The sequence below is a fragment of the Labilibaculum sp. K2S genome, from assembly GCF_030372765.1.
In the GTDB taxonomy this organism is placed as follows: Bacteria; Bacteroidota; Bacteroidia; order Bacteroidales; family Marinifilaceae; genus Labilibaculum.
Window position 1 is genome coordinate 162,966 of sequence record NZ_JAUCMW010000002.1, and the last position, 25,899, is coordinate 188,864.

37 protein-coding genes are annotated in these 25,899 nt (G+C 36.7%); 5 read left to right on the forward strand and 32 right to left on the reverse strand.

From position 1 onward, the window contains the following. Positions 1-65: 65 nt before the first annotated feature. The 30 genes from rpsK to rpsL form a co-directional block, all read right to left on the reverse strand. Entirely contained in the window at positions 66-455 is a 390-nt protein-coding gene (gene rpsK, locus QUH73_RS03620) for a 30S ribosomal protein S11 (protein ID WP_096428425.1), read from the reverse strand. A 10-nt stretch (positions 456-465) separates the two neighbouring features. After that, positions 466-843, reverse strand: a complete 378-nt coding sequence (rpsM, locus tag QUH73_RS03625) for a 30S ribosomal protein S13 (protein WP_101308173.1) — start codon at positions 841-843, stop codon at positions 466-468. A 36-nt stretch (positions 844-879) separates the two neighbouring features. Then, positions 880-996 (reverse strand): type B 50S ribosomal protein L36, encoded by a 117-nt coding sequence (ykgO, locus tag QUH73_RS03630; protein WP_101259629.1) that lies wholly within the window; start codon positions 994-996, stop codon positions 880-882. Positions 997-1,007: 11 nt separating this feature from the next. Then, positions 1,008-1,229, reverse strand: a complete 222-nt coding sequence (gene infA, locus QUH73_RS03635) for a translation initiation factor IF-1 (RefSeq protein WP_054714084.1) — start codon at positions 1,227-1,229, stop codon at positions 1,008-1,010. 17 nt (positions 1,230-1,246) lie between these two features. Further along, the gene (gene map, locus QUH73_RS03640) at positions 1,247-2,014 is read right to left on the reverse strand and encodes a type I methionyl aminopeptidase (protein WP_289529116.1); all 768 of its coding nucleotides are present in this window, start codon (positions 2,012-2,014) and stop codon (positions 1,247-1,249) included. A 21-nt stretch (positions 2,015-2,035) separates the two neighbouring features. Next, a complete protein-coding gene (gene secY / locus QUH73_RS03645) occupies positions 2,036-3,379 on the reverse strand; it encodes a preprotein translocase subunit SecY (protein WP_289529117.1) in 1,344 nt (447 codons plus the stop codon). Between the two features lie 8 nt (positions 3,380-3,387). Beyond that, a complete protein-coding gene (gene rplO, locus QUH73_RS03650; RefSeq protein ID WP_289529118.1) occupies positions 3,388-3,834 on the reverse strand; it encodes a 50S ribosomal protein L15 in 447 nt (148 codons plus the stop codon). A 29-nt stretch (positions 3,835-3,863) separates the two neighbouring features. After that, entirely contained in the window at positions 3,864-4,040 is a 177-nt protein-coding gene (rpmD, locus tag QUH73_RS03655) for a 50S ribosomal protein L30 (protein ID WP_096428430.1), read from the reverse strand. An 11-nt stretch (positions 4,041-4,051) separates the two neighbouring features. Beyond that, positions 4,052-4,564 carry a 30S ribosomal protein S5 gene (rpsE, locus tag QUH73_RS03660; protein WP_101259634.1) on the reverse strand — a complete coding sequence of 171 codons (513 nt, stop codon included), beginning with the start codon at positions 4,562-4,564 and terminating at the stop codon, positions 4,052-4,054. A gap of 5 nt (positions 4,565-4,569) precedes the next feature. Beyond that, a complete protein-coding gene (gene rplR, locus QUH73_RS03665) occupies positions 4,570-4,926 on the reverse strand; it encodes a 50S ribosomal protein L18 (protein ID WP_101308169.1) in 357 nt (118 codons plus the stop codon). Between the two features lie 19 nt (positions 4,927-4,945). Beyond that, entirely contained in the window at positions 4,946-5,500 is a 555-nt protein-coding gene (rplF, locus tag QUH73_RS03670; RefSeq protein WP_124992438.1) for a 50S ribosomal protein L6, read from the reverse strand. A gap of 15 nt (positions 5,501-5,515) precedes the next feature. Continuing rightward, positions 5,516-5,911 (reverse strand): 30S ribosomal protein S8, encoded by a 396-nt coding sequence (gene rpsH / locus QUH73_RS03675; RefSeq protein ID WP_101308167.1) that lies wholly within the window; start codon positions 5,909-5,911, stop codon positions 5,516-5,518. Between the two features lie 72 nt (positions 5,912-5,983). Continuing rightward, positions 5,984-6,253 (reverse strand): 30S ribosomal protein S14, encoded by a 270-nt coding sequence (gene rpsN / locus QUH73_RS03680; protein ID WP_101308166.1) that lies wholly within the window; start codon positions 6,251-6,253, stop codon positions 5,984-5,986. Positions 6,254-6,257: 4 nt separating this feature from the next. Then, positions 6,258-6,812 carry a 50S ribosomal protein L5 gene (rplE, locus tag QUH73_RS03685; RefSeq protein WP_289529119.1) on the reverse strand — a complete coding sequence of 185 codons (555 nt, stop codon included), beginning with the start codon at positions 6,810-6,812 and terminating at the stop codon, positions 6,258-6,260. Continuing rightward, positions 6,812-7,135 (reverse strand): 50S ribosomal protein L24, encoded by a 324-nt coding sequence (rplX, locus tag QUH73_RS03690; protein WP_101259640.1) that lies wholly within the window; start codon positions 7,133-7,135, stop codon positions 6,812-6,814. The genes rplE and rplX overlap by 1 nt, the downstream gene beginning before the upstream one ends. 19 nt (positions 7,136-7,154) lie before the next feature. Then, the gene (rplN, locus tag QUH73_RS03695; RefSeq protein WP_289529120.1) at positions 7,155-7,520 is read right to left on the reverse strand and encodes a 50S ribosomal protein L14; all 366 of its coding nucleotides are present in this window, start codon (positions 7,518-7,520) and stop codon (positions 7,155-7,157) included. A 2-nt stretch (positions 7,521-7,522) separates the two neighbouring features. Then, on the reverse strand, positions 7,523-7,777 hold the full coding sequence (gene rpsQ, locus QUH73_RS03700) for a 30S ribosomal protein S17 (RefSeq protein ID WP_289529121.1): 255 nt from the start codon (positions 7,775-7,777) through the stop codon (positions 7,523-7,525). Between the two features lie 6 nt (positions 7,778-7,783). Beyond that, positions 7,784-7,981 carry a 50S ribosomal protein L29 gene (gene rpmC, locus QUH73_RS03705; RefSeq protein ID WP_289529122.1) on the reverse strand — a complete coding sequence of 66 codons (198 nt, stop codon included), beginning with the start codon at positions 7,979-7,981 and terminating at the stop codon, positions 7,784-7,786. A 2-nt stretch (positions 7,982-7,983) separates the two neighbouring features. Then, positions 7,984-8,415, reverse strand: coding sequence for a 50S ribosomal protein L16 (rplP, locus tag QUH73_RS03710; protein WP_101308161.1), 432 nt, complete (start codon positions 8,413-8,415; stop codon positions 7,984-7,986). A 26-nt stretch (positions 8,416-8,441) separates the two neighbouring features. Then, on the reverse strand, positions 8,442-9,152 hold the full coding sequence (gene rpsC, locus QUH73_RS03715; RefSeq protein WP_101308160.1) for a 30S ribosomal protein S3: 711 nt from the start codon (positions 9,150-9,152) through the stop codon (positions 8,442-8,444). A 5-nt stretch (positions 9,153-9,157) separates the two neighbouring features. Next, the gene (gene rplV / locus QUH73_RS03720) at positions 9,158-9,577 is read right to left on the reverse strand and encodes a 50S ribosomal protein L22 (RefSeq protein WP_101259646.1); all 420 of its coding nucleotides are present in this window, start codon (positions 9,575-9,577) and stop codon (positions 9,158-9,160) included. 40 nt (positions 9,578-9,617) lie between these two features. Then, positions 9,618-9,887 carry a 30S ribosomal protein S19 gene (gene rpsS / locus QUH73_RS03725; RefSeq protein ID WP_101308159.1) on the reverse strand — a complete coding sequence of 90 codons (270 nt, stop codon included), beginning with the start codon at positions 9,885-9,887 and terminating at the stop codon, positions 9,618-9,620. An 18-nt stretch (positions 9,888-9,905) separates the two neighbouring features. Beyond that, a complete protein-coding gene (gene rplB, locus QUH73_RS03730; RefSeq protein ID WP_101308158.1) occupies positions 9,906-10,730 on the reverse strand; it encodes a 50S ribosomal protein L2 in 825 nt (274 codons plus the stop codon). 7 nt (positions 10,731-10,737) lie between these two features. Then, positions 10,738-11,028 (reverse strand): 50S ribosomal protein L23, encoded by a 291-nt coding sequence (gene rplW / locus QUH73_RS03735; protein ID WP_101308157.1) that lies wholly within the window; start codon positions 11,026-11,028, stop codon positions 10,738-10,740. Between the two features lie 9 nt (positions 11,029-11,037). Then, complete coding sequence (rplD, locus tag QUH73_RS03740; RefSeq protein ID WP_289529123.1) at positions 11,038-11,670, reverse strand: 50S ribosomal protein L4; 633 nt, start codon at positions 11,668-11,670, stop codon at positions 11,038-11,040. Continuing rightward, positions 11,670-12,287: a 50S ribosomal protein L3 gene (rplC, locus tag QUH73_RS03745; protein ID WP_289529124.1), complete on the reverse strand. Its 618-nt coding sequence runs from the start codon at positions 12,285-12,287 to the stop codon at positions 11,670-11,672. The genes rplD and rplC overlap by 1 nt, the downstream gene beginning before the upstream one ends. Positions 12,288-12,324: 37 nt before the next feature. Further along, complete coding sequence (rpsJ, locus tag QUH73_RS03750) at positions 12,325-12,630, reverse strand: 30S ribosomal protein S10 (RefSeq protein ID WP_096428449.1); 306 nt, start codon at positions 12,628-12,630, stop codon at positions 12,325-12,327. A 24-nt stretch (positions 12,631-12,654) separates the two neighbouring features. Next, positions 12,655-14,769, reverse strand: coding sequence for an elongation factor G (gene fusA / locus QUH73_RS03755; protein ID WP_289529125.1), 2,115 nt, complete (start codon positions 14,767-14,769; stop codon positions 12,655-12,657). A gap of 26 nt (positions 14,770-14,795) precedes the next feature. Next, positions 14,796-15,272, reverse strand: a complete 477-nt coding sequence (gene rpsG, locus QUH73_RS03760; protein ID WP_124992442.1) for a 30S ribosomal protein S7 — start codon at positions 15,270-15,272, stop codon at positions 14,796-14,798. A gap of 129 nt (positions 15,273-15,401) precedes the next feature. Further along, positions 15,402-15,782, reverse strand: coding sequence for a 30S ribosomal protein S12 (rpsL, locus tag QUH73_RS03765; protein WP_101259654.1), 381 nt, complete (start codon positions 15,780-15,782; stop codon positions 15,402-15,404). Between the two features lie 407 nt (positions 15,783-16,189). Between rpsL and QUH73_RS03770 the strand changes: the two genes are divergently transcribed. Next, positions 16,190-18,346 carry an elongation factor G gene (locus tag QUH73_RS03770; protein WP_289529126.1) on the forward strand — a complete coding sequence of 719 codons (2,157 nt, stop codon included), beginning with the start codon at positions 16,190-16,192 and terminating at the stop codon, positions 18,344-18,346. Positions 18,347-18,404: 58 nt separating this feature from the next. Here QUH73_RS03770 and QUH73_RS03775 read toward each other — a convergent pair whose 3' ends face one another. Next, positions 18,405-19,733 carry a gliding motility-associated C-terminal domain-containing protein gene (locus QUH73_RS03775; protein ID WP_289529127.1) on the reverse strand — a complete coding sequence of 443 codons (1,329 nt, stop codon included), beginning with the start codon at positions 19,731-19,733 and terminating at the stop codon, positions 18,405-18,407. 307 nt (positions 19,734-20,040) lie between these two features. Here QUH73_RS03775 and QUH73_RS03780 point away from each other — a divergent pair, with 307 nt between their 5' ends. The 4 genes from QUH73_RS03780 to QUH73_RS03795 all read left to right on the forward strand — a co-directional run bounded on the left by QUH73_RS03780 (position 20,041) and on the right by QUH73_RS03795 (position 25,326). Further along, a complete protein-coding gene (locus QUH73_RS03780; protein ID WP_289529128.1) occupies positions 20,041-22,359 on the forward strand; it encodes an ATP-dependent helicase in 2,319 nt (772 codons plus the stop codon). A gap of 267 nt (positions 22,360-22,626) precedes the next feature. After that, positions 22,627-23,271: a DUF4290 domain-containing protein gene (locus tag QUH73_RS03785; RefSeq protein WP_289529129.1), complete on the forward strand. Its 645-nt coding sequence runs from the start codon at positions 22,627-22,629 to the stop codon at positions 23,269-23,271. A 114-nt stretch (positions 23,272-23,385) separates the two neighbouring features. Beyond that, positions 23,386-24,696 (forward strand): UDP-N-acetylglucosamine 1-carboxyvinyltransferase, encoded by a 1,311-nt coding sequence (murA, locus tag QUH73_RS03790; protein ID WP_289529130.1) that lies wholly within the window; start codon positions 23,386-23,388, stop codon positions 24,694-24,696. Between the two features lie 81 nt (positions 24,697-24,777). Beyond that, positions 24,778-25,326, forward strand: coding sequence for a peroxiredoxin family protein (locus tag QUH73_RS03795; protein WP_289529131.1), 549 nt, complete (start codon positions 24,778-24,780; stop codon positions 25,324-25,326). A 49-nt stretch (positions 25,327-25,375) separates the two neighbouring features. Here QUH73_RS03795 and QUH73_RS03800 read toward each other — a convergent pair whose 3' ends face one another. Continuing rightward, positions 25,376-25,819 carry a hypothetical protein gene (locus QUH73_RS03800; protein WP_289529132.1) on the reverse strand — a complete coding sequence of 148 codons (444 nt, stop codon included), beginning with the start codon at positions 25,817-25,819 and terminating at the stop codon, positions 25,376-25,378. Between the last annotated feature and the right edge of the window lie 80 nt (positions 25,820-25,899).

Genomic DNA, 25,899 nt, shown 5'->3' on the forward strand with positions numbered 1-25,899 from the left:
AAGTGCCGCGTTTTTTAGAGAGGATATCAATAAAACTAATTCAAAATCTTAAACAGCATTTTTTATTAAACTCTACGTCTCTTAGGAGGACGACATCCGTTGTGTGGTAATGGAGTAACATCTACGATTTCCGCAATGTCGATTCCACATGAATTGATCGCACGAATAGCCGATTCACGACCATTTCCAGGACCTTTTACATATACTTTCACTTTTCTCAATCCAAGATCGTGAGCAACTTTTCCACAGTCTGTTGCAGCTTGCTGGGCAGCATAAGGAGTATTCTTTTTAGAACCTCTAAAACCCATTTTGCCAGCTGAAGACCAAGAAATAACCTGTCCTGTGCTATTGGTTAAGGAAATGATAATATTGTTAAAAGATGAATGGATATGCGCCTGTCCTACAGGTTCAATTTTTACTACCCTCTTTTTAACTGATACTGACTTTTTTGCCATAACTTAACGATTATTTAGTCGCTTTCTTTTTGTTTGCAACTGTTTTTCTCTTACCTTTTCTAGTACGTGAGTTGTTTTTGGTTCTCTGACCACGCACTGGTAATCCAATACGGTGACGAATACCACGATAACAACCAATATCCATCAAACGCTTAATATTCAGTTGATTTAAAGAACGTAATTCACCCTCAACTTTTAAATTAGCATTAATCGCTTGACGAATACGATTAGACTCATCATCAGTCCAATCTTTTACTTGCTTATCGTAAGAAACTTCTGCTTCATCCAAAATTTGACGAGCAGCACTTCTACCGATACCGTAGATATAAGTCAAGCTAATTATCCCTCTTTTATTTTGAGGCAAATCAACTCCAACAATTCTAGCCATAAATTAAAATATTTATCTATTACAAAGTTTACTAAATTATCCTTGACGTTGCTTAAACTTAGGATTCTTCTTATTAATCACATACAAACGTCCTTTTCTTCTAACAATCTTACAATCATCAGAACGTTTCTTTACAGATGCTCTTACCTTCATTATTATTGAATTTAATTTTTATATCTAAAAGTAATGCGCCCTTTAGTAAGATCATAAGGTGACATTTCTACCTTTACCTTATCACCAGGCAAGATCTTAATGTAGTGCATTCTCATCTTACCGGAAATGTGAGCTGTTATCACATGTCCATTTTCAAGTTCTACACGAAACATAGCATTAGATAATGCTTCGGTAATTGTACCATCTTGTTCTATTGAAGGCTGTTTAGCCATAAGCTCATTAAATTTTATTAGTTTATATCTTCAATAAATTCAAAACTGGATAAGATCTGAGCTTTACCCTTTCGAACTACCACAGTATGTTCGAAGTGTGCTGAAGGTTTTCCATCAGCAGTAACAATTGCCCATCCATCACTATCTTGGTAAATATCTCTTTTTCCAAGATTAAACATCGGTTCAATTGCCACGACCAGTCCTTCTCTCAATTTCAATCCACGTCCATTTTTTCCATAATTCGGAACTTGTGGATCTTCATGAAGATTTTTCCCAATTCCGTGTCCTACCATTTCTCGAACTACAGAAACTGAATTCTGTTCTGCATGCTTTTGAATAGCAAAACCTATGTCGCCTAAATGATTACCTTCAATGGCCTGCTCTACCCCTTTGTAAAGAGCCTCTTTGGTAACCTTCAACAGTTGCTGAACATCAGGAGCTACTGACCCTACAGTAAACGTATAAGCCGAATCGCCGTAAAAACCATTCAACAAAACACCACAATCACAGGAAACAATATCTCCTTCTTTCAGCTCATAGTCAGATGGAATTCCATGAACGACCTGACTGTTTATAGAAACACATAAGGTATTCGGGAATCCATCGTAACCAAGAAACCCTGGTTTACCGCCATTGTCTCTTATATACTCCTCCGCGATTTTATCCAATCTCAAAGTTGATATTCCAGGAACTATTTCTTTCGATATTACACCTAAAGTTTTCGCTACCAGTAAGTTGCTCATTTTAAGCCACTCTATCTCTTCCTTTGTTTTGTAAAAAATCATTGCAAAGAAAGCAAAAATATTTTAATAAGCAGCAGCTCCTCCCGGAGATTTACCTTTTATTCTGCCAGACTTCATTAATCCATCGTAGTGACGCATCAAAAGATGACTCTCAATTTGCTGTAAAGTATCCAATACAACTCCCACTAAAATCAATAAAGAAGTACCACCATAAAAATGCGCAAATTGATTATTTACTCCGGCAATCATAGCGAAAGCAGGTAAAATTGCAACCAAACCTAAAAATATAGATCCCGGCAAAGTTATTCTAGACATTACAGTATCTAAAAAGTCGATAGTTTTCTTACCAGGTTTAATTCCCGGAATAAATCCACCGTTCTTTTTCATATCCTCAGCCATTTGCGTTGGATTTACTGTTATTGCAGTATAGAAATAAGTAAATAATACAATCATTACAAAGAATAAAGCATTGTAGTAAAATCCAGTAAAGTTGGATAAAGCTGCAGCTACTCCAGTTAACGCATCAGAACTGGCATAGTTAACAAACGCCATTGGTAAAAACATAATTGCCTGAGCAAAAATGATTGGCATTACACCAGCAGCATTCACTTTTAAAGGAATGTACTGGCGAACCCCACCATATTGTTTGTTTCCTACAATTCGTTTTGCATACTGTACAGGTATCTTTCTTGTTCCCTGAACTAACAAAATTGTTGCTGCAAAAACGAGGAATAAAACTACGATCTCTAAAACCAATAGAATTAAACCTCCTCCTTGACCTTCAATTTTTGAAAGTAATTCTGCAAAGAATGAGAATGGTAATCTTGCAATAATACCGATCATAATAATGATAGAGATTCCATTACCAATTCCTTTATCGGTAATTTTTTCTCCCAACCACATAATGAACATCGATCCTGCTGCAAGAATCATCACAGAAGATACTGTAAATAATGTACCTTTAATAATAAAGGCTGTTTCAGGCAATTGTGAATGTAAGTTTAATAGATATCCAGGTGCTTGAAGTACAAGAATTATAACTGTTAGATACCTTGTAATCTGGTTGATTTTACGAGTACCGCTTTCTCCCTCTTTCTGTAACTTCTGAAAATAAGGAACCGCAATTCCCATTAACTGAATTACAATAGAAGCCGAGATATAAGGCATGATTCCTAAAGCGAAGATTGATGCATTCGAAAATGCTCCTCCTGAAAACATATCTAATAATCCCAAAACTCCGTCTTGAGTTTGCGTTTTTAACGCGCCTAACTGTGCAGGGTCTACCCCTGGCAAAACAACCATGGTACCTAAACGATACACTAACACAAGACCGAGAGTGGTTAAGATTCTAGATCTTAAATCCTCAATCTTCCAGATGTTCTTCAATGTTTCTATTAAACCTTTCATATCTAAACTTACAATTTAACAACTGTTCCTTCGACTGCTTCAATCGCGGCAATAGCCGCTTTTGAAAATGCGTGAGCTTTTACTTCCAGCTTCGCAGTAATAGTTCCATGTCCTAAAATCTTAACATTATCGTTCTTTGACACCATACCTGCTGCCATCAAAACTTCCTGATCGATTGTAGTAATGTTATTCTTTTCTGCTAAGGCCTGTAAAACTTCAACATTAATAGCTTTGTATTCTTTTCTATTAACGTTTTTAAATCCAAACTTAGGAACTCTTCGTTGTAAAGGCATTTGACCACCTTCGAAACCAACTTTTTTAGAGTATCCAGATCTTGACTTCGCACCCTTATGTCCTCTGGTTGAAGTTCCTCCTCTTCCAGATCCTTGTCCGCGACCAATTCTCTTTGAAGTCTTGGTTGATCCTTCTGCGGGTTTTAAGTTACTTAAGTCCATATCTATTTAATACTAAATATTAACAATAATTATTCTACAACGGAAACAAGGTGTTGTACTTTAGCCACCATACCTTTAATCTGAGGTGTAGCTTCATGTTCAACAGTCGCATTGATTTTATTTAATCCCAATGCTTCCAAGGTTTTCTTTTGGCGATCAGTGCTTCCAATTTTGCTCTTTACCTGAGTAATTTTAATCTTAGCCATTTCCTTATTTGTTAACCGTTAAACACTTTATCTAATGATACACCTCTGTGTTCAGCAACAGTATGAGCATCTCTTAATTCAGCCAATGCACCAATAGTCGCTTTTACAAGGTTATGTGGGTTTGATGAGCCTTTCGATTTAGCAAGTACATCCGTTACACCAACACTCTCCAATACAGCACGCATAGCACCACCAGCTTTTACTCCGGTACCATGAGAAGCAGGCTTAATGAAAACCTCTGCTCCGCCAAATCGTGAAAGTTGTTCGTGAGGAATAGTTCCTTTGTAAACCGGCACTTTGATTAAATTTTTCTTAGCTGCATCAACACCTTTTGAAATAGCAGTGGTTACTTCGTTTGCTTTACCAAGTCCCCAACCTACTAATCCGTTTTCATTTCCTACAACAACAATTGCAGAAAAGCTGAAGGTTCTACCCCCCTTTGTTACTTTTGTAACACGATTAATAGCTACAAGCCTATCTTTAAGATCTGCATCGCTAGTTTTAATGTTTTTATTATCTGCCATAATTATTAAAATTTAAGGCCACTATTACGAGCAGCGTCCGCTAAAGATTTAATTCTACCATGGTATAGATAACCATTTCTATCGAATACAACACTAGTAATACCAGCGGCAACCGCTTTTTCAGCAATTGCTTTACCTACTAGCTCAGCTTGTTCAAGCTTAGTTGTAGTTTTCTCAGCGATTTCTTTAATCAAAGAGGAAGTTGCAACTATAGTTTGTCCTGATAAATCATCAATAATTTGTACCGAAATCTGCTTGTTAGAGCGAAAAACTGACATTCTAGGTCTTTCAGCAGTTCCAGCAATTGACTTACGAATTCTTCTTTTAATTCTAAGTCTTCTATCTTGCTTAGTTAAAGCCATAATTTACTGTTTTAAGAAATTATTTACCCGCAGATTTACCAGCTTTTCTTCTTAGCTGTTCACCAACAAATTTAACACCCTTACCTTTATATGGTTCAGGTTTTCTGAATGATCTGATTTTAGCCGCTACCTGACCAATAAGTTGCTTATCACAGCTCTCTAATGTAATGATCGGGTTTGCACGCTTTTCAGTTACTGCAGTTACTTGAACCTCTGGAGCAATTTCCATGTGAATAAGATGAGAATAACCCAAAGCTAATTCCAAAAGCTGACCTTTTGAAGTAGCACGGAATCCCACACCAACAAGTTCTTGCTGTAATTTATAACCTTCAGCTACACCAAATACCATGTTGTTCATCAACGAGCGATACAAGCCATGCATGGCTTTGTGTCTTTTTTGCTCTGATGGACGTTCCAATACCACTGTATTTTCTTCAACAGATACCTTGATGTCAACATCAATTTGTTGTGTTAATTCACCTTTAGGCCCTTTAACTGTTACTGAATTATCTTTATTCACCGTTACGCTTACTCCTGCAGGCAAATTGATAGGTAATTTTCCAATTCGTGACATTTCTATCCTCCTTTATTAATAAACGTAACACAATATTTCGCCACCAACGTTTTTCTGACGAGCTTCCTTATCAGTCATTACTCCTTGCGAAGTAGAGAGAATTGCAATTCCCAAACCGTTTAGTACGCGTGGTAATTCAGCTGCTCCACAATATTTTCTCAAACCAGGTTTACTCACCCTTTTAAGATTTTTGATTGCGGAAATCTTTGTCTCTGGATTGTATTTCAAAGCAATTTTAATTGTGCCTTGAACTCCATCATCAACAAACTTGTAATTAAGGATATAACCTTTATCCTTAAGAATTTTTGTCATTTCTTTTTTCACGTTAGATGCAGGTACGTCAACCACTTTGTGATTGGCCATAATCCCGTTTCTTAGACGTGTAAGAAAATCTGCTATTGGATCTGTCATTTTTAAAAAATTAAATTGATCCCGATTGCTCGGGACAATATTTAACAAAATTGTTTTTACAAACTAATCTGCTTACCAACTTGCCTTCTTAATACCTGGAATTAATCCTGAAGAAGCCATTTCACGGAAAGTGATACGACTAATACCGAATTGTCTCATGTATCCTTTAGGACGACCAGTAAGTTTACATCTGTTATGCAATCTTACAGGAGAAGAATTTTTTGGCAAACGACTAAGTCCGATGTAATCGCCTTCCTCCTTAAGTTGAGCTCTTTTTGCTGCGTATTTTTCAACAAGCTTTTGACGCTTAACTTCGCGAGCTTTCATTGATTCTTTAGCCATCGTCTTATTTTTTTAGGTTTTTAAATGGTAAGCCAAACTCCTTTAATAAAGCAAATGCTTCCTCGTCGGTTTTAGCAGTTGTAACGAAGGTAATATTCATACCCATTATTTTGGTTACTTCATCCAAAATAATCTCTGGGAAAATAATTTGTTCTTCGATACCTAAGGTATAGTTTCCTCTACCATCAAGTTTACCGTTAATACCTTTAAAGTCACGGATACGTGGCAAAGCAACACGTACTAATTTCTCAAGAAATTCGTACATATGCTCACGACGTAAAGTTACAGTTGTACCAACCGGCATCCCTTTACGAAGCTTAAAGTTCGAAATATCTTTCGAAGAAAGAGTTTGAACTGCCTTCTGACCAGTAATAGAAGTCATTTCGTTTACCGAAAATTCCAAAATTTTCTTATCAGCAATAGCCGAACCAACACCCTGATTAATTACTATTTTCGTTAATTTAGGTGCTTGCATTACAGATTTGTAGTTAAATTCCTTCATTAAAGCAGGAATCACTTCTTCTGTATATTGTTTTTTAAGAGTAGGTATATAGCTCATTACTTAATCTCCTCCCCTGACTTTTTAGAATATCTAACTAATTTATTGTCATCACCCAAACGTCTACCAACACGGGTAGCCTTTCCGGTCGAAGCATCTTTCACATTCAAATTAGAAATGTGAATTCCTGCCTCTTTTTTAACAATACCGCCCTGAGGATTTTCAGCATTAGGTTTAGTATGCTTAGAAATCATATTAGCTCCTTCAACAATTGCTCGTTGCTTGTCAACTAAAACTTCCAATACTTTACCTTCCATACCTTTTGATTCCCCTGAGTTTACAATAACGGTATCACCTTTTTTAATATGTAACTTTTTTCGCATTGTTCTAGGTTTACAAAGATTATAAAACTTCTGGTGCCAGAGAAACGATCTTCATATCAGTATCGCGTAATTCTCTTGCAACAGGTCCAAAAATACGGGTTCCTCTCATTTCACCAGTTGTATTCAATAATACACATGCGTTATCATCGAAGCGAATATAGGATCCGTCTGGTCTTCTAATCTCTTTTTTGGTGCGAACAACAACCGCTTTTGTTACTGTTCCTTTTTTCATATCGGAACCGGCTATAGCATTCTTTACGGTAACAACAATTTTGTCCCCAATCGAAGCATAACGCTTTTTAGTACCGCCCAACACACGGATACAAAGAACTTCTTTGGCTCCGCTGTTATCAGCAACTGTAAGTCTACTTTCTGTTTGTATCATGTTTACTTAGCTCTTTCAATAATTTCAACTAATCTCCAACTCTTATTTTTACTAATAGGTCGGGTTTCCATGATCCTTACGGTATCACCTTCATTACAGGTGTTTTCTTCGTCGTGAGCAGTGAATTTCTTCGTTTTGTTCACAAACTTTCCGTAAATTGGGTGCTTCTCTTTGGTATGCACAACAATAGTTATGGATTTCTCCATTTTATTGCTTATCACAACCCCGATACGTTCTTTTCTAAGATTTCTTTCCATCACTTTTTACTTATCAGTTAATTGCCTGTGACGCAACTCAGTTACAAGTCGAGCAATGTTACGTCGGGTTACCTTTATTTGCAAAGGATTTTCCAAAGGTGAAATAGCGTGATTTAGCTTGAATCGAGTTAATGTAGATCTTTCAGTATCTACCTTTTCTACTATTTCCTGTGTTGTTAACTCTTTAATTTCTGAATTCTTCATGATTAATCATTTGAATTTTCAACATAATCACGTCTTACGACAAATTTGGTAGTTACAGGTAATTTTTGAGCTGCTAAGCGTAATGCTTCTTTAGCTACTTCGAAAGGCACTCCTTCACATTCGAATAACATTCTTCCTGGCGATACAGGAGCGACGAATCCTTCTGGTGAACCTTTACCCTTACCCATACGAACCTCTGCAGGTTTCTTAGTGATTGGTTTATCTGGAAAAATTCTAATCCAAATTTGACCTTGTCTTTGCATATATCGGGTTACTGCCACACGAGCAGCTTCAATTTGACGACCAGTGATCCACTTAGTTTCAAGTGATTTGATCCCAAAAGATCCGAATGCTAATTCAGTACCGCGACCGGCATTGCCTTTGATTCGTCCCTTTTGCTGTCTCCTAAATTTTGTCCTTTTTGGTTGTAACATCGTACTAATTCTTTAAAATTTAAAGACTACTTCTTTTTTCTTCTATTAAAACCACCTTTTCCTTTTGGAGCTCTTCCGTCACGCATTCCTGCGTTAGGGGTTAAGTCACGCTTACCGTAAACTTCACCTTTACAGATCCATACTTTGATACCTAGCAAACCGTAAGTTGTTAAAGCTTCGGCTAAACAATAATCGATATCAGCTCTTAAGGTGTGTAGTGGGGTACGTCCTTCTTTGTACATTTCAGAACGAGCCATTTCAGCACCGTTCAAACGACCAGAAATCTGTATTTTAATTCCCTCAGCACCCATTCTCATAGTAGAAGCAATAGCCATCTTAATTGCACGACGATAGGCGATACGACCTTCAATTTGACGTGCAATATTATTAGCAACGATTACAGCATCCATTTCCGGACGCTTAATTTCAAAGATGTTAATTTGTACCTCTTTGTCAGTAATCTTCTTCAACTCTTCTTTTAGTTTATCAACTTCCTGGCCACCTTTTCCGATAATAATACCCGGACGTGCAGTGTTAACAGTTATAGTGATCAACTTTAGAGTTCTTTCGATGATGATCTTAGAAATACTTGCTTTTGCTAAACGAGCATTTAGGTATTTTCTAATTTTGGTATCTTCAACAAGCTTATCGCCGTAGTTTTTTCCGCCAAACCAGTTAGAATCCCATCCTCTGATGATCCCTAGTCTATTTCCGATTGGATTTACTTTTTGTCCCATTCTAACTATTGTTTAGTACTATCGGCTTCAGCTGTTTTGCTGCCCAACAATATAGTTACATGATTTGATCTCTTCTTTATTCTATGTGCTCTTCCCTGAGGGGCAGGTCTTAAACGTTTAAGGATTCTCGCTGAATCTACGCTAATTTCTTTAACGTATAATGCGCTTTCCTCAATTCTTTGCCCTTCATTCTTAGCTTGCCAATTGGCAATAGCTGAAAGCAATAGTTTTTCTACGCGATTTGATGCCTCCTTCGGACTGAAACGAAGTACATCTAAAGCTCGGTTCACCTCCATACCTCTTACCATATCGGTAACCAGTCTCATTTTGCGAGGTGAAGTAGGAACATTTCTCAAGCTAGCAAATGCTTTGCTCTTGTTTTCCTCCTTTATTTGGTTTGCTTTTATTCTTTTTCTTGCACCCATTTTTACAAATTCAAAATGTTAATTAAAACCAATGACATGCTTATCGTTTTTTCTTGTCAGCATGTCCTCTAAAAGTACGAGTTGGTGCAAATTCACCTAATTTATGTCCTACCATGTTTTCAGTAACATAAACAGGAATGAATTTGTTTCCGTTGTGCACGGCGATCGTATGACCTACGAAATCCGGAGAGATCATTGAACGTCTTGACCAGGTTTTAACAACTGTTTTTTTCCCTGATTCGTTTTGTCCCAATACTCGTCTTTCCAGCTTGAAATCGATAAAAGGTCCTTTTTTTAATGAACGACTCATAACAATCTAATTATCAAATTATTTTTTCCTTCTTTCAACAATATACTTATTAGAAGCATTCTTTTTAGCTCTGGTTTTGAAACCTTTCGCTAAAACACCTGTTCTAGAACGTGGATGTCCACCTGAAGATTTACCTTCACCACCACCCATTGGGTGATCTACTGGATTCATTACCACACCACGAACTCTAGGTCTTCTTCCCAACCAACGAGTACGTCCGGCTTTACCACTTCTTTCTAACGCATGGTCAGTATTAGAAACGGTTCCGATGGTAGCCTTACAGGTTACAAGAATCATTCTAACTTCACTAGAAGGCAATTTGATAGATGCATACTTGCCATCTCGTGCTACGAGTTGAGCATATGCACCAGCGCTACGAGCCATCACTGCACCTTGAGAGGGTCTTAATTCAATATTATGAATTATTGTACCTAATGGGATATCAGATAATGGCATTGAATTTCCGATTTCAGGAGCTATTTTATTTCCAGAAAGCAAAGATTGACCAACTTCCAATCCATTTGGAGCGACGATGTAACGTTTCTCACCATCAGCATACACTAGCAAAGCTATGCGTGCAGTACGGTTTGGATCGTACTCAATCGAAACCACTTTGGCAGGAACACCATCTTTGTCTCTTTTGAAATCAATAACTCGATATCTTCTTTTGTGACCACCACCTATATATCTCATTGTCATCTTACCGGAGTTATTTCTACCACCGGTTTTTTTCATTGGTCTTAACAATGATTTTTCAGGTTTGTCTGTAGTAACCTGCTCAAAGGTATTAAGAATCTTATGCCTTTGACCAGGAGTTACAGGTCTTAATTTACGTACAGCCATTTTCTAATTAAATATTGCTATAAAAATCTATTTTATCCCCATCAACTAAAGTAACGATCGCTTTCTTAAAAGAAGCAGTTCTTCCTTCAATTGCACCAGCCTTAGTAAAACGACTCTTCTTCTTACCTTGATAATTCATGGTATTAACTGCCGCTACCTTAACATTGTACATTGATTCAATTGCCTTTTTAATTTCGATCTTCTTCGCTCTGCGATCCACGACAAATCCAAAGCAATTTAGTTTTTCGCTTTGGGCTGTCATCTTCTCGGTAACGATCGGTTTGATTAAAATTTCCATCTTTTAAACTTAATTTAGTTTAAACATTTCATCGAGCCCTTTTACGGAGCTCTCTACAAATAACAAAGTTGAAGCTTTCATAATATCGTAAGTTGCAAGGTCAGAAACACGTACAACTTCAACATTCTTCAAATTACGAGAAGACAAATATATGTTTTTATTGTCTTCGGCTAACACCAAAAGCACTTTTTTATCAGATACTTTCAGGTTTTTTTGAAGTTCAACAAAACTTTTTGTCTTAACAGCTTCAAAATTGAAATCTTCGATAATTAACAAACCATCATTTTGAGCTTTTAAACTTAAAGCTGATCGACGAGCTAATTGCTTTAATTTCTTATTCAATTTGAAACTATAGTTTCTTGGACGTGGACCGAATACTCGTCCTCCCCCTCTGAACACAGGCGATTTAATGCTACCCGCACGAGCTGTACCAGTACCTTTTTGTTTCTTTATCTTCTTAGTACTACCTGAGATCTCAGCTCTTTCTTTCGATTTGTGAGTTCCCTGACGTTGGTTAGCTAAATACTGCTTAACATCTAGGTAAATAGCGTGTTCGTTTGGTTCAATTGCAAAAACCGAGTCGTTCAACTCAATTTTCCTGCCTGTATCTTCTCCAGATTTATTTAAAATAGTTAATTCCATTACTTTTCAATAATTACGTATGAACCTTTAGACCCTGGAAGAGATCCTTTAACTAATAATAAGTTGTTCTCAGGAATAACCTTAAGAACCTGAAGGTTTTCCACCTTCACAGTGTCCCCACCCATACGTCCGGCCATTCTCATGCCTTTAAATACGCGAGCTGGGTAAGATGCAGCACCAATAGAACCTGGAGCACGCAAACGGTTATGCTGACCGTGTGTCTGTCCTCCTACTCCGCCAAAACCATGACGTTTCACTACCCCTTGAAAACCTTTACCTTTTGATATACCTGTGATATCTACAAAAGTAGACTCCTCAATAATATCAATTGTAATAAGATCTCCTAACTTGTACTCAGCTCCAAAATCGCTGAATTCAACAAGTTTTTTCTTAGGGGTTGTGTTTGCCTTTTTAAAGTGCCCATCTAGCGCCTTCGTTGTTCGCTTTTCTTTCTTTTCGTCGAAAGCCAACTGAAGTGCTTCGTAACCATCAGTTTCAATAGTTTTGATCTGGGTTACAACACATGGACCTGCCTCAATGACAGTGCATGGAATATTTTTTCCCTCGGCACTGTAAACGGAAGTCATTCCGATTTTTTTTCCAATTAATCCTGGCATTTTTCTTTATTTTTTTAAAAATAAATGTAACAGTTTATCAAACTTTAATTTCTACTTCAACTCCACTAGGCAACTCTAGTTTCATAAGAGCATCAATTGTACTTGCAGTTGAACTGTAAATATCAATTAGACGTTTGAATGAAGAAAGTTGAAACTGCTCTCTTGATTTCTTGTTCACGAAAGTTGAACGAAGAACGGTAAAAATTCTTTTGTGAGTTGGAAGTGGAATAGGACCACTTACTACCGCACCTGTAGCCTTAACTGTCTTAACGATTTTCTCAGCTGAGTTATCAACCAAGTTATGATCGTAAGATTTCAGTTTAATTCTAATTTTTTGGCTCATATTATTTAATATTATACGATAAAACTATAGTAATTCAACTTTACCCTTGGCTTTTTCAACCACTTCTTTTGCAATACCTTTTGGCACCTCAGCAAAATGATCAAATTCCATAGAAGAATTTGCTCGACCAGAGGATAAGGTTCTCAATACAGTAACGTATCCAAATTGCTCTGACAATGGTACTGTAGCATTAACAACACGTGCTCCATGCTTAGACTCCATTCCTTCAATCTGACCTCTACGCTTATTCAAGTCACCAATGATATCTCCCATGTATTCTTCAGGTGTGATAACTTCAATTTTCATGATAGGCTCAAGAAGTACCGGTTTCGCTTTTGAACAAGCTTCTCTGTATCCTTGCTTAGCAGCCAATTCAAACGAAAGCTGATCAGAATCTACCGGGTGGAAAGATCCGTCAAGCAACTCAATTTTTAATGAATCAACAGTATAACCTGCCAACACACCATTCTTCATTGCTTCTTTGAAACCTTTCTGTACAGATGGGATAAATTCCTTAGGGATATTACCACCTTTAACCTTGTCTACAAACTGTAGTCCTTCTCCTTCAAAATCAGCATCCACTGGAGACAAGTTGAAAATAATATCAGCAAATTTACCACGACCACCAGACTGTTTCTTAAATACCTGACGGTGATTAACAGTTCCGGTAATAGCTTCTTTGTATGCAACCTGAGGTGCACCCTGATTACACTCTACCTTGAATTCACGTTTCAAACGGTCAACAATGATATCTAAGTGAAGCTCACCCATACCACTAATAACTGTTTGTCCTGATTCTTCGTCAGTTTTCACGTGAAAAGTTGGATCTTCTTCAGCTAATTTAGCCAATGCCATTCCCATCCTATCAAGATCCTTCTGAGTTAAAGGCTCAATAGCAATACCAATTACTGGCTCTGGAAAATCCATCGATTCCAACTCGATTTGAGTTTCCTTTTGACACAATGTATCACCAGTTCTGATATCTTTAAAACCAACACATGCACAAATATCACCTGCTTCAACACGATCAATCGCATTTTGCTTGTTTGAGTGCATTTGGTATAAACGCGAAATGCGTTCTTTGTTACCTGTTCTAACATTATAAACGTAAGAACCTGCATCAATAGATCCAGAATACAAACGAGTAAATGCCAAACGACCTACAAACGGGTCAGTAGCAATTTTAAATGCCAAAGCCGCCAAAGGCTCATCAACAGAAGGTTGTCTTGAAACAACTTCATCTGTTCCGGGAACTTTACCAACAATAGCATCAACATCTAATGGAGATGGCAAGAATGTAATAACAGCATCCAACAAACGTTGAACACCTTTATTTTTAAATGCCGAACCACACAACATTGGAACAATGTCCATAGCAATAGTAGCTTTACGAATCACATTTAAAAGCTCCTGCTCAGTAATAGAATCCGGATCCTCGAAGAAACGCTCCATCATATCTTCATCATGCACTGCAACAGCTTCTACAAGTGTCTCTCTCCACTCATTAGCTTCTTCAACCAAGTAATCAGGAATATCCTCTAACGTATAATTAGTTCCGTTCTCGTCATCATACCAAATAACAGCTTTCATTGCGATCAAATCAACCACACCTTTAAAACTTTCTTCAGTTCCGATAGGAATTTGAACAGGAATTGGATTCGCTCCTAATTTCTCTCTTACTTCACGAACAGCCTTGTAAAAATCAGCACCTGAACGGTCCATTTTATTTACAAAACCCATACGTGGTACTTTATATTTATCAGCTTGTCTCCAAACCGTTTCTGATTGTGCCTCAACACCACCAACTGCACAAAAACATGCAACAGCTCCATCCAACACACGCAATGATCTCTCTACCTCAACGGTAAAATCAACGTGACCCGGAGTATCAATAATATTTACCTGATACTTTTCGCTGTCGTAATTCCAAAAACAGGTAGTTGCAGCAGAAGTAATTGTAATACCTCTCTCTTGCTCTTGCTCCATCCAGTCCATTGTAGCCGCACCATCATGCACCTCACCAATTTTGTGAGAAACTCCGGTATAATACAAAATACGCTCAGTGGTAGTTGTTTTACCGGCGTCGATGTGCGCCATGATACCAATATTTCTGGTGAATTTTAAATCTCTCTTTGCCATATTCTTTAAGAATCGCTTAACAGTTATTAAAATCTAAAGTGAGCAAAAGCACGGTTAGCTTCAGCCATTCTATGTGTATCCTCTTTCTTCTTGTAAGCTCCACCTTCTTCATTGTATCCACCAAGAATTTCCGCAGACAATTTTTCAGCCATAGATTTACCAGATCTTTTGCGTGCAAAAAGAATCATACTTTTAATAGCGATTGAAACTTTTCTTTCAGGACGAATCTCTGTAGGAACTTGAAAGGTTGCTCCACCTACGCGTCGGCTCTTAACCTCTACTGCTGGAGTAATGTTTTCTAAAGCTTTTTTCCAAATCTCAAGTGGAGATTTCTCTAGCTTTTCTGTTTTCGTTTTAACGATTTCTAAAGCATCATAAAACACTTTAAAGGAAAGGTTTTTCTTTCCATCAACCATTAAGTCATTAACAAATCTTGTTACCAAAACGTCATTAAACTTTGGATCTGGTAATAAAATCCTTTTTTTTGGTCTTGACTTTCTCATTTTCTCTTAGTTTACGAGTTATCCGTTGTAGCTGCCTGGTTCAGTCTTCAAAAATCTCACGATCATTTACTCAACTTAATAGAGAACAACACATAAACATTAACTCACAGTTTTAAAAACTAGAATTAATTACTTTTTAGCTTTTGGTCTCTTAGTACCATACTTAGAACGACGTTGTTTACGACCTTCTACTCCTGAAGCATCAAGAGCACCACGAACAAGGTGATATCTTACCCCTGGAAGATCTTTTACACGACCACCTCTAATCAAAACGATCGAGTGTTCCTGTAAGTTGTGTCCTTCTCCTGGAATGTAAGCATTCACTTCTTTTCCGTTAGTCAATCTAACACGGGCAACTTTACGCATAGCCGAGTTAGGCTTCTTAGGTGTAGTCGTATACACACGAACACAAACCCCTCTCCTCTGTGGACAAGAATCCAATGCCGGAGCCTTGCTTTTATCGATAAGCTTGGTTCTTCCTTTTCTAACTAACTGTTGAATTGTAGGCATATTAACAATTACTTTTTTAATTAAATATTTTTAACAATTTGGTTTGCAAAGGTATTATTTATTTTATAAAATCAGCAATTCAGCCATGTAATTTTATAAAACCCCTTTAAATCAGCGCACAAAGGTAAGAAAAGCCTTTAGAAAAGACAAGTTATTCTCTATCAAAAAAATATGCTATTTGAGTTTATTTTAAAAAGAGCCGTGCCTCCCAGTAAAATTAAGGAGTAAAAGTTAAAAATACGATCAAAATTTATAGATGTCAATTTTTATGTCCTTCGATCCCTTAATGTATATTGTATCTAACTAAAAAGTTAATTAATTTAGAAAACCTTATGAGTCAAAATGAAGTTTTATCAACTTCAAACCCAAAATAAATACATTTTTTTCAAACCAAAAAAAATACCATTATGAAAGTGTATCAATCAAATGAAATTAAAAACATCGCCCTCATTGGCAATGCCGGCTCGGGTAAAACTACCCTTGCTGAAGCAATGCTATTTGAAGGCGGTGTTATTACAAGACGCGGAAACGTGGAAGATAATAGCACCGTTTCTGATTACAACCCTGTAGAACACGAATATGAGAACTCTGTTTTTTCAACGGTTCTTTACTCAGAGTGGTTAGGAAAGAAGATTAATTTTATAGATACTCCCGGCGCAGATGATTTTTCCGGAGGAGTTATTTCAGCCCTCAATGTTGTTGATACAGGTTTAATGCTTATTAATGCCTTAAATGGTGTAGAAGTTGGTACCGAAATTATAGGACGTAGAGCCGCAGCTTTAAATAAACCTTTGATATTTGTTGTTAATCAACTCGATCATGACAAAGCTAATTTTGAGTTATGCATCGAATCGGCCAAAACAAATTTTGGCAGTAAAGTTTCAATCGTACAGTATCCCGTAAACGTTGGCGTAAATTTTAATGCTCTTATTGATGTACTAAAAATGAAAATGTATCAATGGGGTCCTGACGGAGGAGAACCGGAAATACTTCCTATACCGGACTCTGAAATTGATAAAGCCAATGAACTGCACAATGAGCTTGTTGAATCGGCTGCAGAAAATGATGAAGACTTGATGGAACTTTTTTTTGAAAAAGGGACTTTAACAGAAGATGAAATGCGAACCGGAATGAAGAAAGGAATGATCGCGTGTGATTTCTTTCCTGTTTTCTGCGTTTCAGCCAAAAAAGATATGGGCGTACGTCGATTAATGGAATTTATTGGAAACATCGTTCCATTCGTAACAGAAATGCCTGCTATACCAACAGTAAGCGGAAGAGAAGCAAAATGCGACCCCAATGCCCCAACTTCAGTTTTCGTATTCAAAACATCCATTGAGCCCCACATTGGAGAAGTAAGTTACTTTAAAGTTATATCAGGAAGAATTAAAGAAGGTGACGATTTAATCAATATAAATAACAACATAAAAGAGAGAGTTTCTCAACTGTATGTTATTGCAGGTAGAAACAGAGAGAGAGTTAGTGAGCTTGTTGCCGGCGATATAGGCGCAACTGTAAAATTGAAAAACACGAAAAACAATCATACATTAAATTGTAAAGATTGTGATTTTGTATACAAAGACATCCAATTTCCTGAACCAAAGTACAGAACCGCTGTAAAAGCTAAAGATGATGCTGATGATGAGAAACTAGGAGAACTTCTGCATAGAATGCATGAAGAAGACCCTACAATAACAATAGAATATTCAAAAGAACTAAAACAAATTATATTACACGGACAGGGCGAATTCCATATGAACACCCTTAAATGGAGATTGAGTCACAACGATCATATTGAGATTGAGTTCCTAACTCCTAAGATTCCTTATCGAGAGACTATCACCAAACTTGCTCAGGCAGATTATCGCCACAAAAAACAATCAGGAGGTTCTGGTCAATTTGGAGAGGTTCATATGATTATTGAGCCATATACTGAAGGAATGCCCGATCCGACAATGTACAAAATAGATGGTAAAGAGATGAAGGTAAACCTGCGTGGTACTGATGTAACTAATTTAAGCTGGGGTGGAAAATTAGTTTTCTGCAACTGTATAGTTGGAGGTGCTATAGATACTCGTTTTCTTCCAGCCATTCAAAAAGGTATTATGGAAAAAATGGATGAAGGCCCCCTTACAGGATCTTATGCCAGAGATATCCGAGTGGTTGTTTATGATGGTAAGATGCACGCTGTTGATTCAAATGAAATTTCGTTTAGACTAGCTGGCCGACATGCTTTTAGCGCCGCCTTTAAAAATGCAGGCCCAAAAATCCTCGAACCAATATATAATATTGAAGTATTGGTGCCTGAAGATCGAATGGGTGATGTAATGAGTGATTTACAATCTCGTCGTGCAATGATTATGGGAATGGAAGCTGAAAAAGGATTTCAAAAGATTCTAGCCAAAGTTCCTTTAAAGGAAATGAACAAATACTCAACTACTTTAAGTTCTTTAACCAGAGGTCGAGCTCAATTCACCATGGAGTTTGACACCTACGAAAAAGTTCCAAACGAAGTTCAGGTTGAACTTTTAGCAGCTTATCAAGAAGAAACTGCTGAAGCATAAAAAAGAAAAGGCCTCGAATGAGGCCTTTTTCTATTTATAATTCTTATATCTCAACATCCTATTTTCTGATCAGCATAAAAGAGCCTTTCTTAGTATATTTCTTTTTTTGTTCTTCCCTACCCGTTGCAGTAATCACATAAAAGTAGGTTCCCGGAGTTGCCCATTTCCCATTAACTTTTCCATTCCAGCCTCCTTCAGGATCTTTCCATTCGTATACGACTCTTCCCCATCGGTTAATAATTGTTGCACTAAAACTTTTCAATGACTGAGATTTTACTCTAAAAATATCATTCCTACCATCTCCATTAGGGGTAAATACATTTGGAACCTGCACCAAAGAAGTATCCACTACAATTGGTGTTCCTTCTTTTTTAAAATTAAATTCGTCGATACATGTTCCATCAACATTTTCTGACGAAGCTATTAGTTTCACAAAATAATTTCCAGGATGTAAATATGTATAATCAATAGGCCCCTCATCAGTAATTATTCCATCAACAAGAAGACTATCCTCAACAGTAGTGGCATTTGCAATACGATCAAAATCCTGATAAAGGAACCATTCAAAATCATCAGCATTCACAGATTTATTATCAAAAGCAACTTCCAACGGGGCTTCACCAGCCATCGGATCAACAGAAAATTCTGCTTTTACTTTATCAGTAGAAGTCATTATTGTCACTGACTCAAAAACACAATTGTATTGATCTTGTACAACAACAACATATGGCCGTTCGCCTTCAAAGGCTTCCAAATCGATAAAACTTTTGTTTGTTTGTAAATAGGGCAACACACCTAAACTTTCAGCGGCACTTAAAATTACCTCCGAATTTCTCAGCATAGAAAATTTCACAACCCGATCAGTAGTTTCATCCAGAACACTTTTCAAATCATTTGGATTACCTGATCGAATATCATTATACTTTAAATCAACCGGAAGAAATGATGCCACAAAATGCAATCCCACACAATCCATTAATATCAGTGTTAAACTTGGGTTCGCATTAGCATTATTCAACACCCACGCCTGATCTTCAAATGTTTCCAATCCTTTTTCAACAACTACCCTATATAGTCCATCAGAAAGATTTGTAAGAACAGACTCACTCTGATTATTCTCAATAATTACCGGAATTGTAAAATCAGCTGCACCTGAATCCCATTTCATCCATGTGAAAGTCCAACCTGAGGTTCCATCATTAGAGACTGCTTTTAATTCACCAACACCGGCACCTATATTATCACAAAAGACAAAAATATCATCCTGTGGGGGACTCGTATAATGAGTTGCGGAGCTATAACTAGCTGTTGGTGCAGTAATCTGCGAGAAAATCGGATTAGACAAGACTGCAAATATCACAAGAAGTGCACAGCGAAAAATTGTCATCGAATCTATTAAGTTGGACTTAATTCTCATAGTGATGTATGAATAGTTTTATGATATATCTGGAATTACAATATTAAAAAAATTAAGCCGTTTTTTCTATTATTAAACAATTATCTTTATTTGCGAAATACCTACTAAAGGATAAACAAAACCAGCAAAAGGCTGTAGTAAGGCCTTTGATGACACCTCATTAGAACACTAGTTTACTTCACACTAAATGCTTTTTATGGAGTAATATTCAAAAAAAAGACAAAAATTACAGTTCAAATATTAATTTTGAGCTTCGAAATAATTGGAAAGATAAAGAATGGAATATTTAAATGAGTTAAATCCGGTACAACGAGAAGCCGTTGAGAATATTAATGGAGCATCGCTGATTATTGCCGGAGCCGGATCGGGCAAAACAAGAGTTTTAACCTATCGAATTGCCCATCTTCTAAATCAGAAAATTCCTGCCTACTCCATTTTAGCTTTAACTTTTACCAATAAAGCCGCACGGGAAATGAAAGAGAGGGTCGGTAATCTTGTCGATCAACAACAATCTCAATCGCTTTGGATGGGAACTTTTCACTCCATATTTTCGAAAATATTACGATACGAAGCCGAGCATTTGGGTTTTGATTCTAATTTTACGATTTACGATACTCAAGATTCGCGCAATCTGCTTAGAGCTATTATCAGAGAAATGCAGCTTGATGATAAGGTATATAAGGCGAATGAAGTTTTGAATCGAATTTCATCAGCAAAAAATAATTTGGTCACCGCTAATTCATATGCTCAAAACTCCGGCATTCAAAAAATTGACTCGAGCAATCGCCGGCCGCTAATTTTTGAAATTTACAAAAAATACAGTCAGCGATGCCGGCAAGCCAATGCGATGGATTTTGATGATCTTTTATTGCAGACCAATATTCTTTTTAAATCCAAACCTGAAATATTAGCCAAGTACCAAAACAAATTTAAATACATTTTGGTTGATGAGTATCAGGATACCAATTACTCTCAGTATTTAATTGTAAAAAAGCTTGCCGAAAACCATAAAAACGTATGTGTTGTTGGTGATGACGCCCAGAGTATCTATTCTTTTCGCGGTGCAAAAATTGAAAATATACTCAATTTTAAAAACGACTATCCAAAATACAAGCTTTATAAATTAGAGCAGAATTACAGATCGACACAAAATATTGTGAATGCGGCAAATAGTGTTATTCATAAAAACCTCGATCAGATAAAAAAAGTATCTTTTTCGGAAAACGAAGAAGGAGAAAAGATAAAAGTTGTTAAAGCACTTACCGATCACGAAGAGGGGTACATTGTTGCCAATGCCATTTACGAGGAAAGAATGCGTGAGCATCTTCAATATCAGGATTTTGCTATTCTATACAGAACCAATGCTCAATCGCGGATTTTTGAAGAATCATTACGCAAACTAAATTTGCCCTATAAAATATATGGCGGACTTTCTTTCTATCAGAGAAAAGAAATTAAGGACTTGCTTTCCTATTTCCGCATGACGGTAAACCCTAATGATGAAGAAGCAATTAAAAGGGTGATTAACTATCCCAAAAGAGGAATTGGAGATACTACCGTTAACAAACTGCAGGATGCTGCCACCCAAAACGGATGCAGTATTTGGGATGTGATTTGCGGTCTGAACCAAAGACCCTATGGAATCAACTCCGGAACCATCTCGAAACTGATGAAATTTGCAGCTTTAATCACTGATTTTCAGAAAAGACAAGATACCGACACAGCTATCGACCTTGCGAATTACGTTGCCAAAACAACAGGTATTGTCCATGATCTTTATAATGACCGATCGCCTGAAGGAGTCTCCCGACATGAAAACATTCAGGAGCTGTTAAACGGAATTCAGGAATTTACACAAAACTCATTGGAAGAAGGCAACGAATTGCAATTGGCCAATTATCTGGAAGATGTTGCACTGTTAACCGATCAGGACAAGGATAAAGATGAAGATCGGAACAAAGTGACCTTAATGACCATTCACTCGGCAAAAGGTCTGGAATTTTCGCACTTACACATAGTAGGATTAGAAGAAGATTTATTTCCTTCGCAGATGGCTACCAGCACTCAGCATGAATTAGAAGAGGAACGCAGGCTGTTTTATGTTGCTTTAACCAGAGCCGAAACAAAAGTCACCTTATCGTTTGCCAAATCGAGATACAAATGGGGAAACATTAGTTATCCCCGGCCAAGTCGTTTCATCAATGAAATTGATGAGAAATTTATGGATCTTCAATATGAATCGGAGCCTGATTTTTCGGGAGCCGGAAATGAAAACTTACAAAGCAGAACCGATTCTGAAATCGTAAATCAACCAAAAAAATTCGAAGCAAAACAAAGTTTCTCATCGAAACCAAAACTAAATCAACCCATTACTCGTAACAATACAAGTAGTAGTCAGGCTAATGATCCTAATTTTATCCCTTCCAATCCAGAACAAATACAACCAGGTATGATTGTAGAGCATCAGCGCTTTGGCAAAGGAAAAGTTTTGCAAATGGAAGGAAGCAAACCAAACATCAAAGCAACCGTGTTCTTTCAAAATGTAGGTCAAAAACAGTTACTGCTAAAATTCGCAAAACTTAAAATTGTAGGATAAATACGCTAACTATTTGTATTGAAAGAAGAAATCTGTTACATTTGCCTTGAGTTCTAAGATTTTCTGTAGTTGTTTAATTCGTTAAAAACAATTCATTAAAGCTTCTTTTCTACTTCGTTTAGTAAAACCAGTGAAATCTTAGATTCTTCAATAGTACTTATAACTATCTTCATTTTTTTGTGCTATTGCGTTGCATTCTTACAAGTTTGCCAAAATTACCTATCGTATAAAAAAAGTTATTACCAGATTAAAACAACAACAAAATAAATGGATTATAATTCGAGCAGGAAATATCTAATTCTTCCTGAATATGGACGAAATGTTCACAAAATGGTAGATTATGCCCTAACTGTTGAAGACAGGGCTCAGAGAAACCATGTGGTAAAAAGTATTATTGCCATTATGGGAAATATGTATCCTCACCTTAGAGATGTTAGTGATTTTAGACACAAACTGTGGGATCATATAGCCATCATGTCTGATTTTAATTTAGACATCGACTCGCCTTACGAAGCCCCTACAAGGGAAAAGTTAGCTGAAAAACCTGATCGATTGCCTTACAGCACTAAAAGAATAAAGTATCGTCATTATGGCCGTACGGTAGAAGTTTTAATTGCAAAAGCCATCGCACTTGAAGATCCGAAGGAAAAAGATGCTCTCATAATAATGATTGCCAATCACATGAAAAAATCATTCCTTAATTGGAATAAAGACAGTGTTCCTGACGAGAAAATATTTAAAGACCTGGTTGCATTATCAAAAGGAAAACTTGAAATTCCTGAGCGATTAAAATTAGCCGAAGTCAAGGAAAGGGAATTCGTTCAGAAAATTAAAAAGAAAAAAAATCCAAGAACTGATAATCGAAACGACAATAAAAACGATCATCGAAAGTTCAATAAACCAAGAGCATAAAACAAAAACCGGTTCCATACCGGTTTTTTTTATGTCAAGACCAGTCTGCATTCTCTTTTCCAAACGTTTTTTATAATTATCTTTAACCTTTATACACAATAAAAATAGCAACCAATGAGCACTTTCGAAATTATTGGAGGTAAATCGTTAAAGGGAGAATTAACCCCGCAAGGGGCAAAAAATGAAGCCCTTCAGATTTTATGCGCCACTCTTTTAACTGAAGAAAAGGTAACCATCCACAACATACCAAACATACTCGATGTTAATAAGTTAATCGAATTGCTGTCGGAACTTGGAGTTAACGTTAGTCAGGAATCTAAAAACACTTATTCTTTCGAAGCAAAAAATATTAATCTTGACTATCTAAATTCTCCTGAATTCGCAAGCAAGGGATCGTCATTAAGAGGGTCAATAATGATTATCGGCCCTTTATTGGCACGATTTGGCAAAGGATATATTCCTCGCCCGGGAGGAGACAAAATCGGAAGACGACGTCTGGACACACACTTTTTAGGCTTTGAAAAATTAGGTGCCAAATTCAATTTTAATCAGGATGAAAATTTCTATCGTGTTGAAGCCAAAGAATTAAAAGGCTGCTATTTACTCCTCGACGAAGCCTCAGTTACCGGAACTGCAAACATTATTATGGCTGCAGTAATGGCCAAAGGCACAACAACAATATACAACGCGGCCTGTGAACCTTACATACAGCAATTGTGTAAAATGCTGATATCGATGGGTGCAAAAATAAACGGTGTTGGTTCGAATCTTTTATCGATTGAAGGAGTTACCTCTTTATGTGGATGTGAGCATAGAATTCTTCCGGATATGATTGAAATAGGCAGTTTTATTGGACTTGCGGTAATGACTAAATCCGAAATTACAATAAAAGATGTTGCCTACCACGAACTAGGGATGATTCCTGGTGCATTTAAACGCTTAGGTGTGAAAATGGAATTAAGAGGCGACGATATTTACATTCCAAAGCAGGAAAATTATCAAATTGAAACCTTTATCGACGGTTCAATTCTTACGATTGCAGATGCTCCCTGGCCAGGGCTTACTCCGGATTTACTAAGTGTATTTCTTGTTGTAGCAACCCAAGCAAAAGGGAGTGTATTAATTCATCAAAAAATGTTCGAAAGTCGTTTGTTCTTTACGGATAAACTAATCGACATGGGAGCTCAGATCATTCTTTGCGATCCGCACAGAGCTACTGTTATTGGTTTAAATCAAAGACAGGGTTTACGACCAACAACCATGGTTTCTCCGGATATCAGAGCAGGTGTTGCCCTTCTTATTGCTGCACTTTCTGCCGATGGAAAAAGTACAATTCATAATATAGATCAGATAGACAGAGGTTACGAAAACATTGACCTGCGATTGAATGCAATTGGTGCCAGCATAAAAAGAATCAGTAATTAACTATTTATTAACATTTTAAATAAGGATATCTAATTAATTTAGAGGAATAGAAATTGTTAGTTACAGTTAAAATTATGAATTATGAAAAAAATAAAATTAAGCTTGATATTATTCTCCTTTCTTTTTTCTTTATCCGCATTTGCTGGGACGTTAAAATCTGCTGAAGGAAAAAATATAAAAGAAGGCTATGAAATTGGTGATAAATTACCGGATATTACAGCAAAATCAATCGCTGGAAACGACATAAAATTAAGTTCATTGGAAGGCAAATTGGTTTTAGTTGATTTTTGGGCTTCATGGTGTCCTCCCTGTCGTGCAGAAAACCCTAGAATTGTAGACGCATACAATAAATTTAAAGACGCCAGTTTTAAAAATGGAAAAGGCTTTACAATTTATAGTTTTTCTCTTGATACCAAACAAGCAAACTGGAAAGCGGCAGTAGCTAAAGATAAACTTGACTGGGATTATCACGTTAGTGAACTTAAGGGGTGGCACTCTCCTACATCCAACAAATTTGGCATTAACTCAATCCCGTCCAATTTTTTAATTGATGGGAATGGAATTATACTAGCGAAAAACCTAAGAGGTGAAAAATTAGAATTAATTCTTCAATACTATCAAAAAAAGTAATAATCTCTATGATATATAATGCGCCATTCATGAATTTGAATGGCGTTTTTTAATCCTGATATGTCATTAAAAACATCTTAATCTCTTCAACACAGAAGCCTTTACTTTCAATCCACTTAATAGCTTTATCCTCCCGACTAAATACATGTGTCTTTAAATTTGTATCCCTTAAATAAAAAGAAAAGACATACGCTCTTACAATTTGTCCAAACTTAGGACTAACAATCACTGCATTATACTTATACTTTAATTTACAGGTGAGCTTACGAATTGCATTATTTATTATTAAAGCTATTTCAGGTGATGATATAATTATATCGCTCAAATCGCAAACAGACGCCAGGTCTTTGTAAGAATACTCTTCCAACATTTGATCAATTGCACTGGAAAAAAAATAAGCAGCCTCCACGTCCTGCATTCCCATAACCTTAAGATACGCTACATTAGAGTATACTCGAATACAAAAATCATCATTATCAATTACAATTTTCATCCTGGCAAATTTTCGGTTATTATCGCACTCTTATTTAACAGCCTAAAACCTAAATATAAGATTTCCGAAAGAATTTCGAA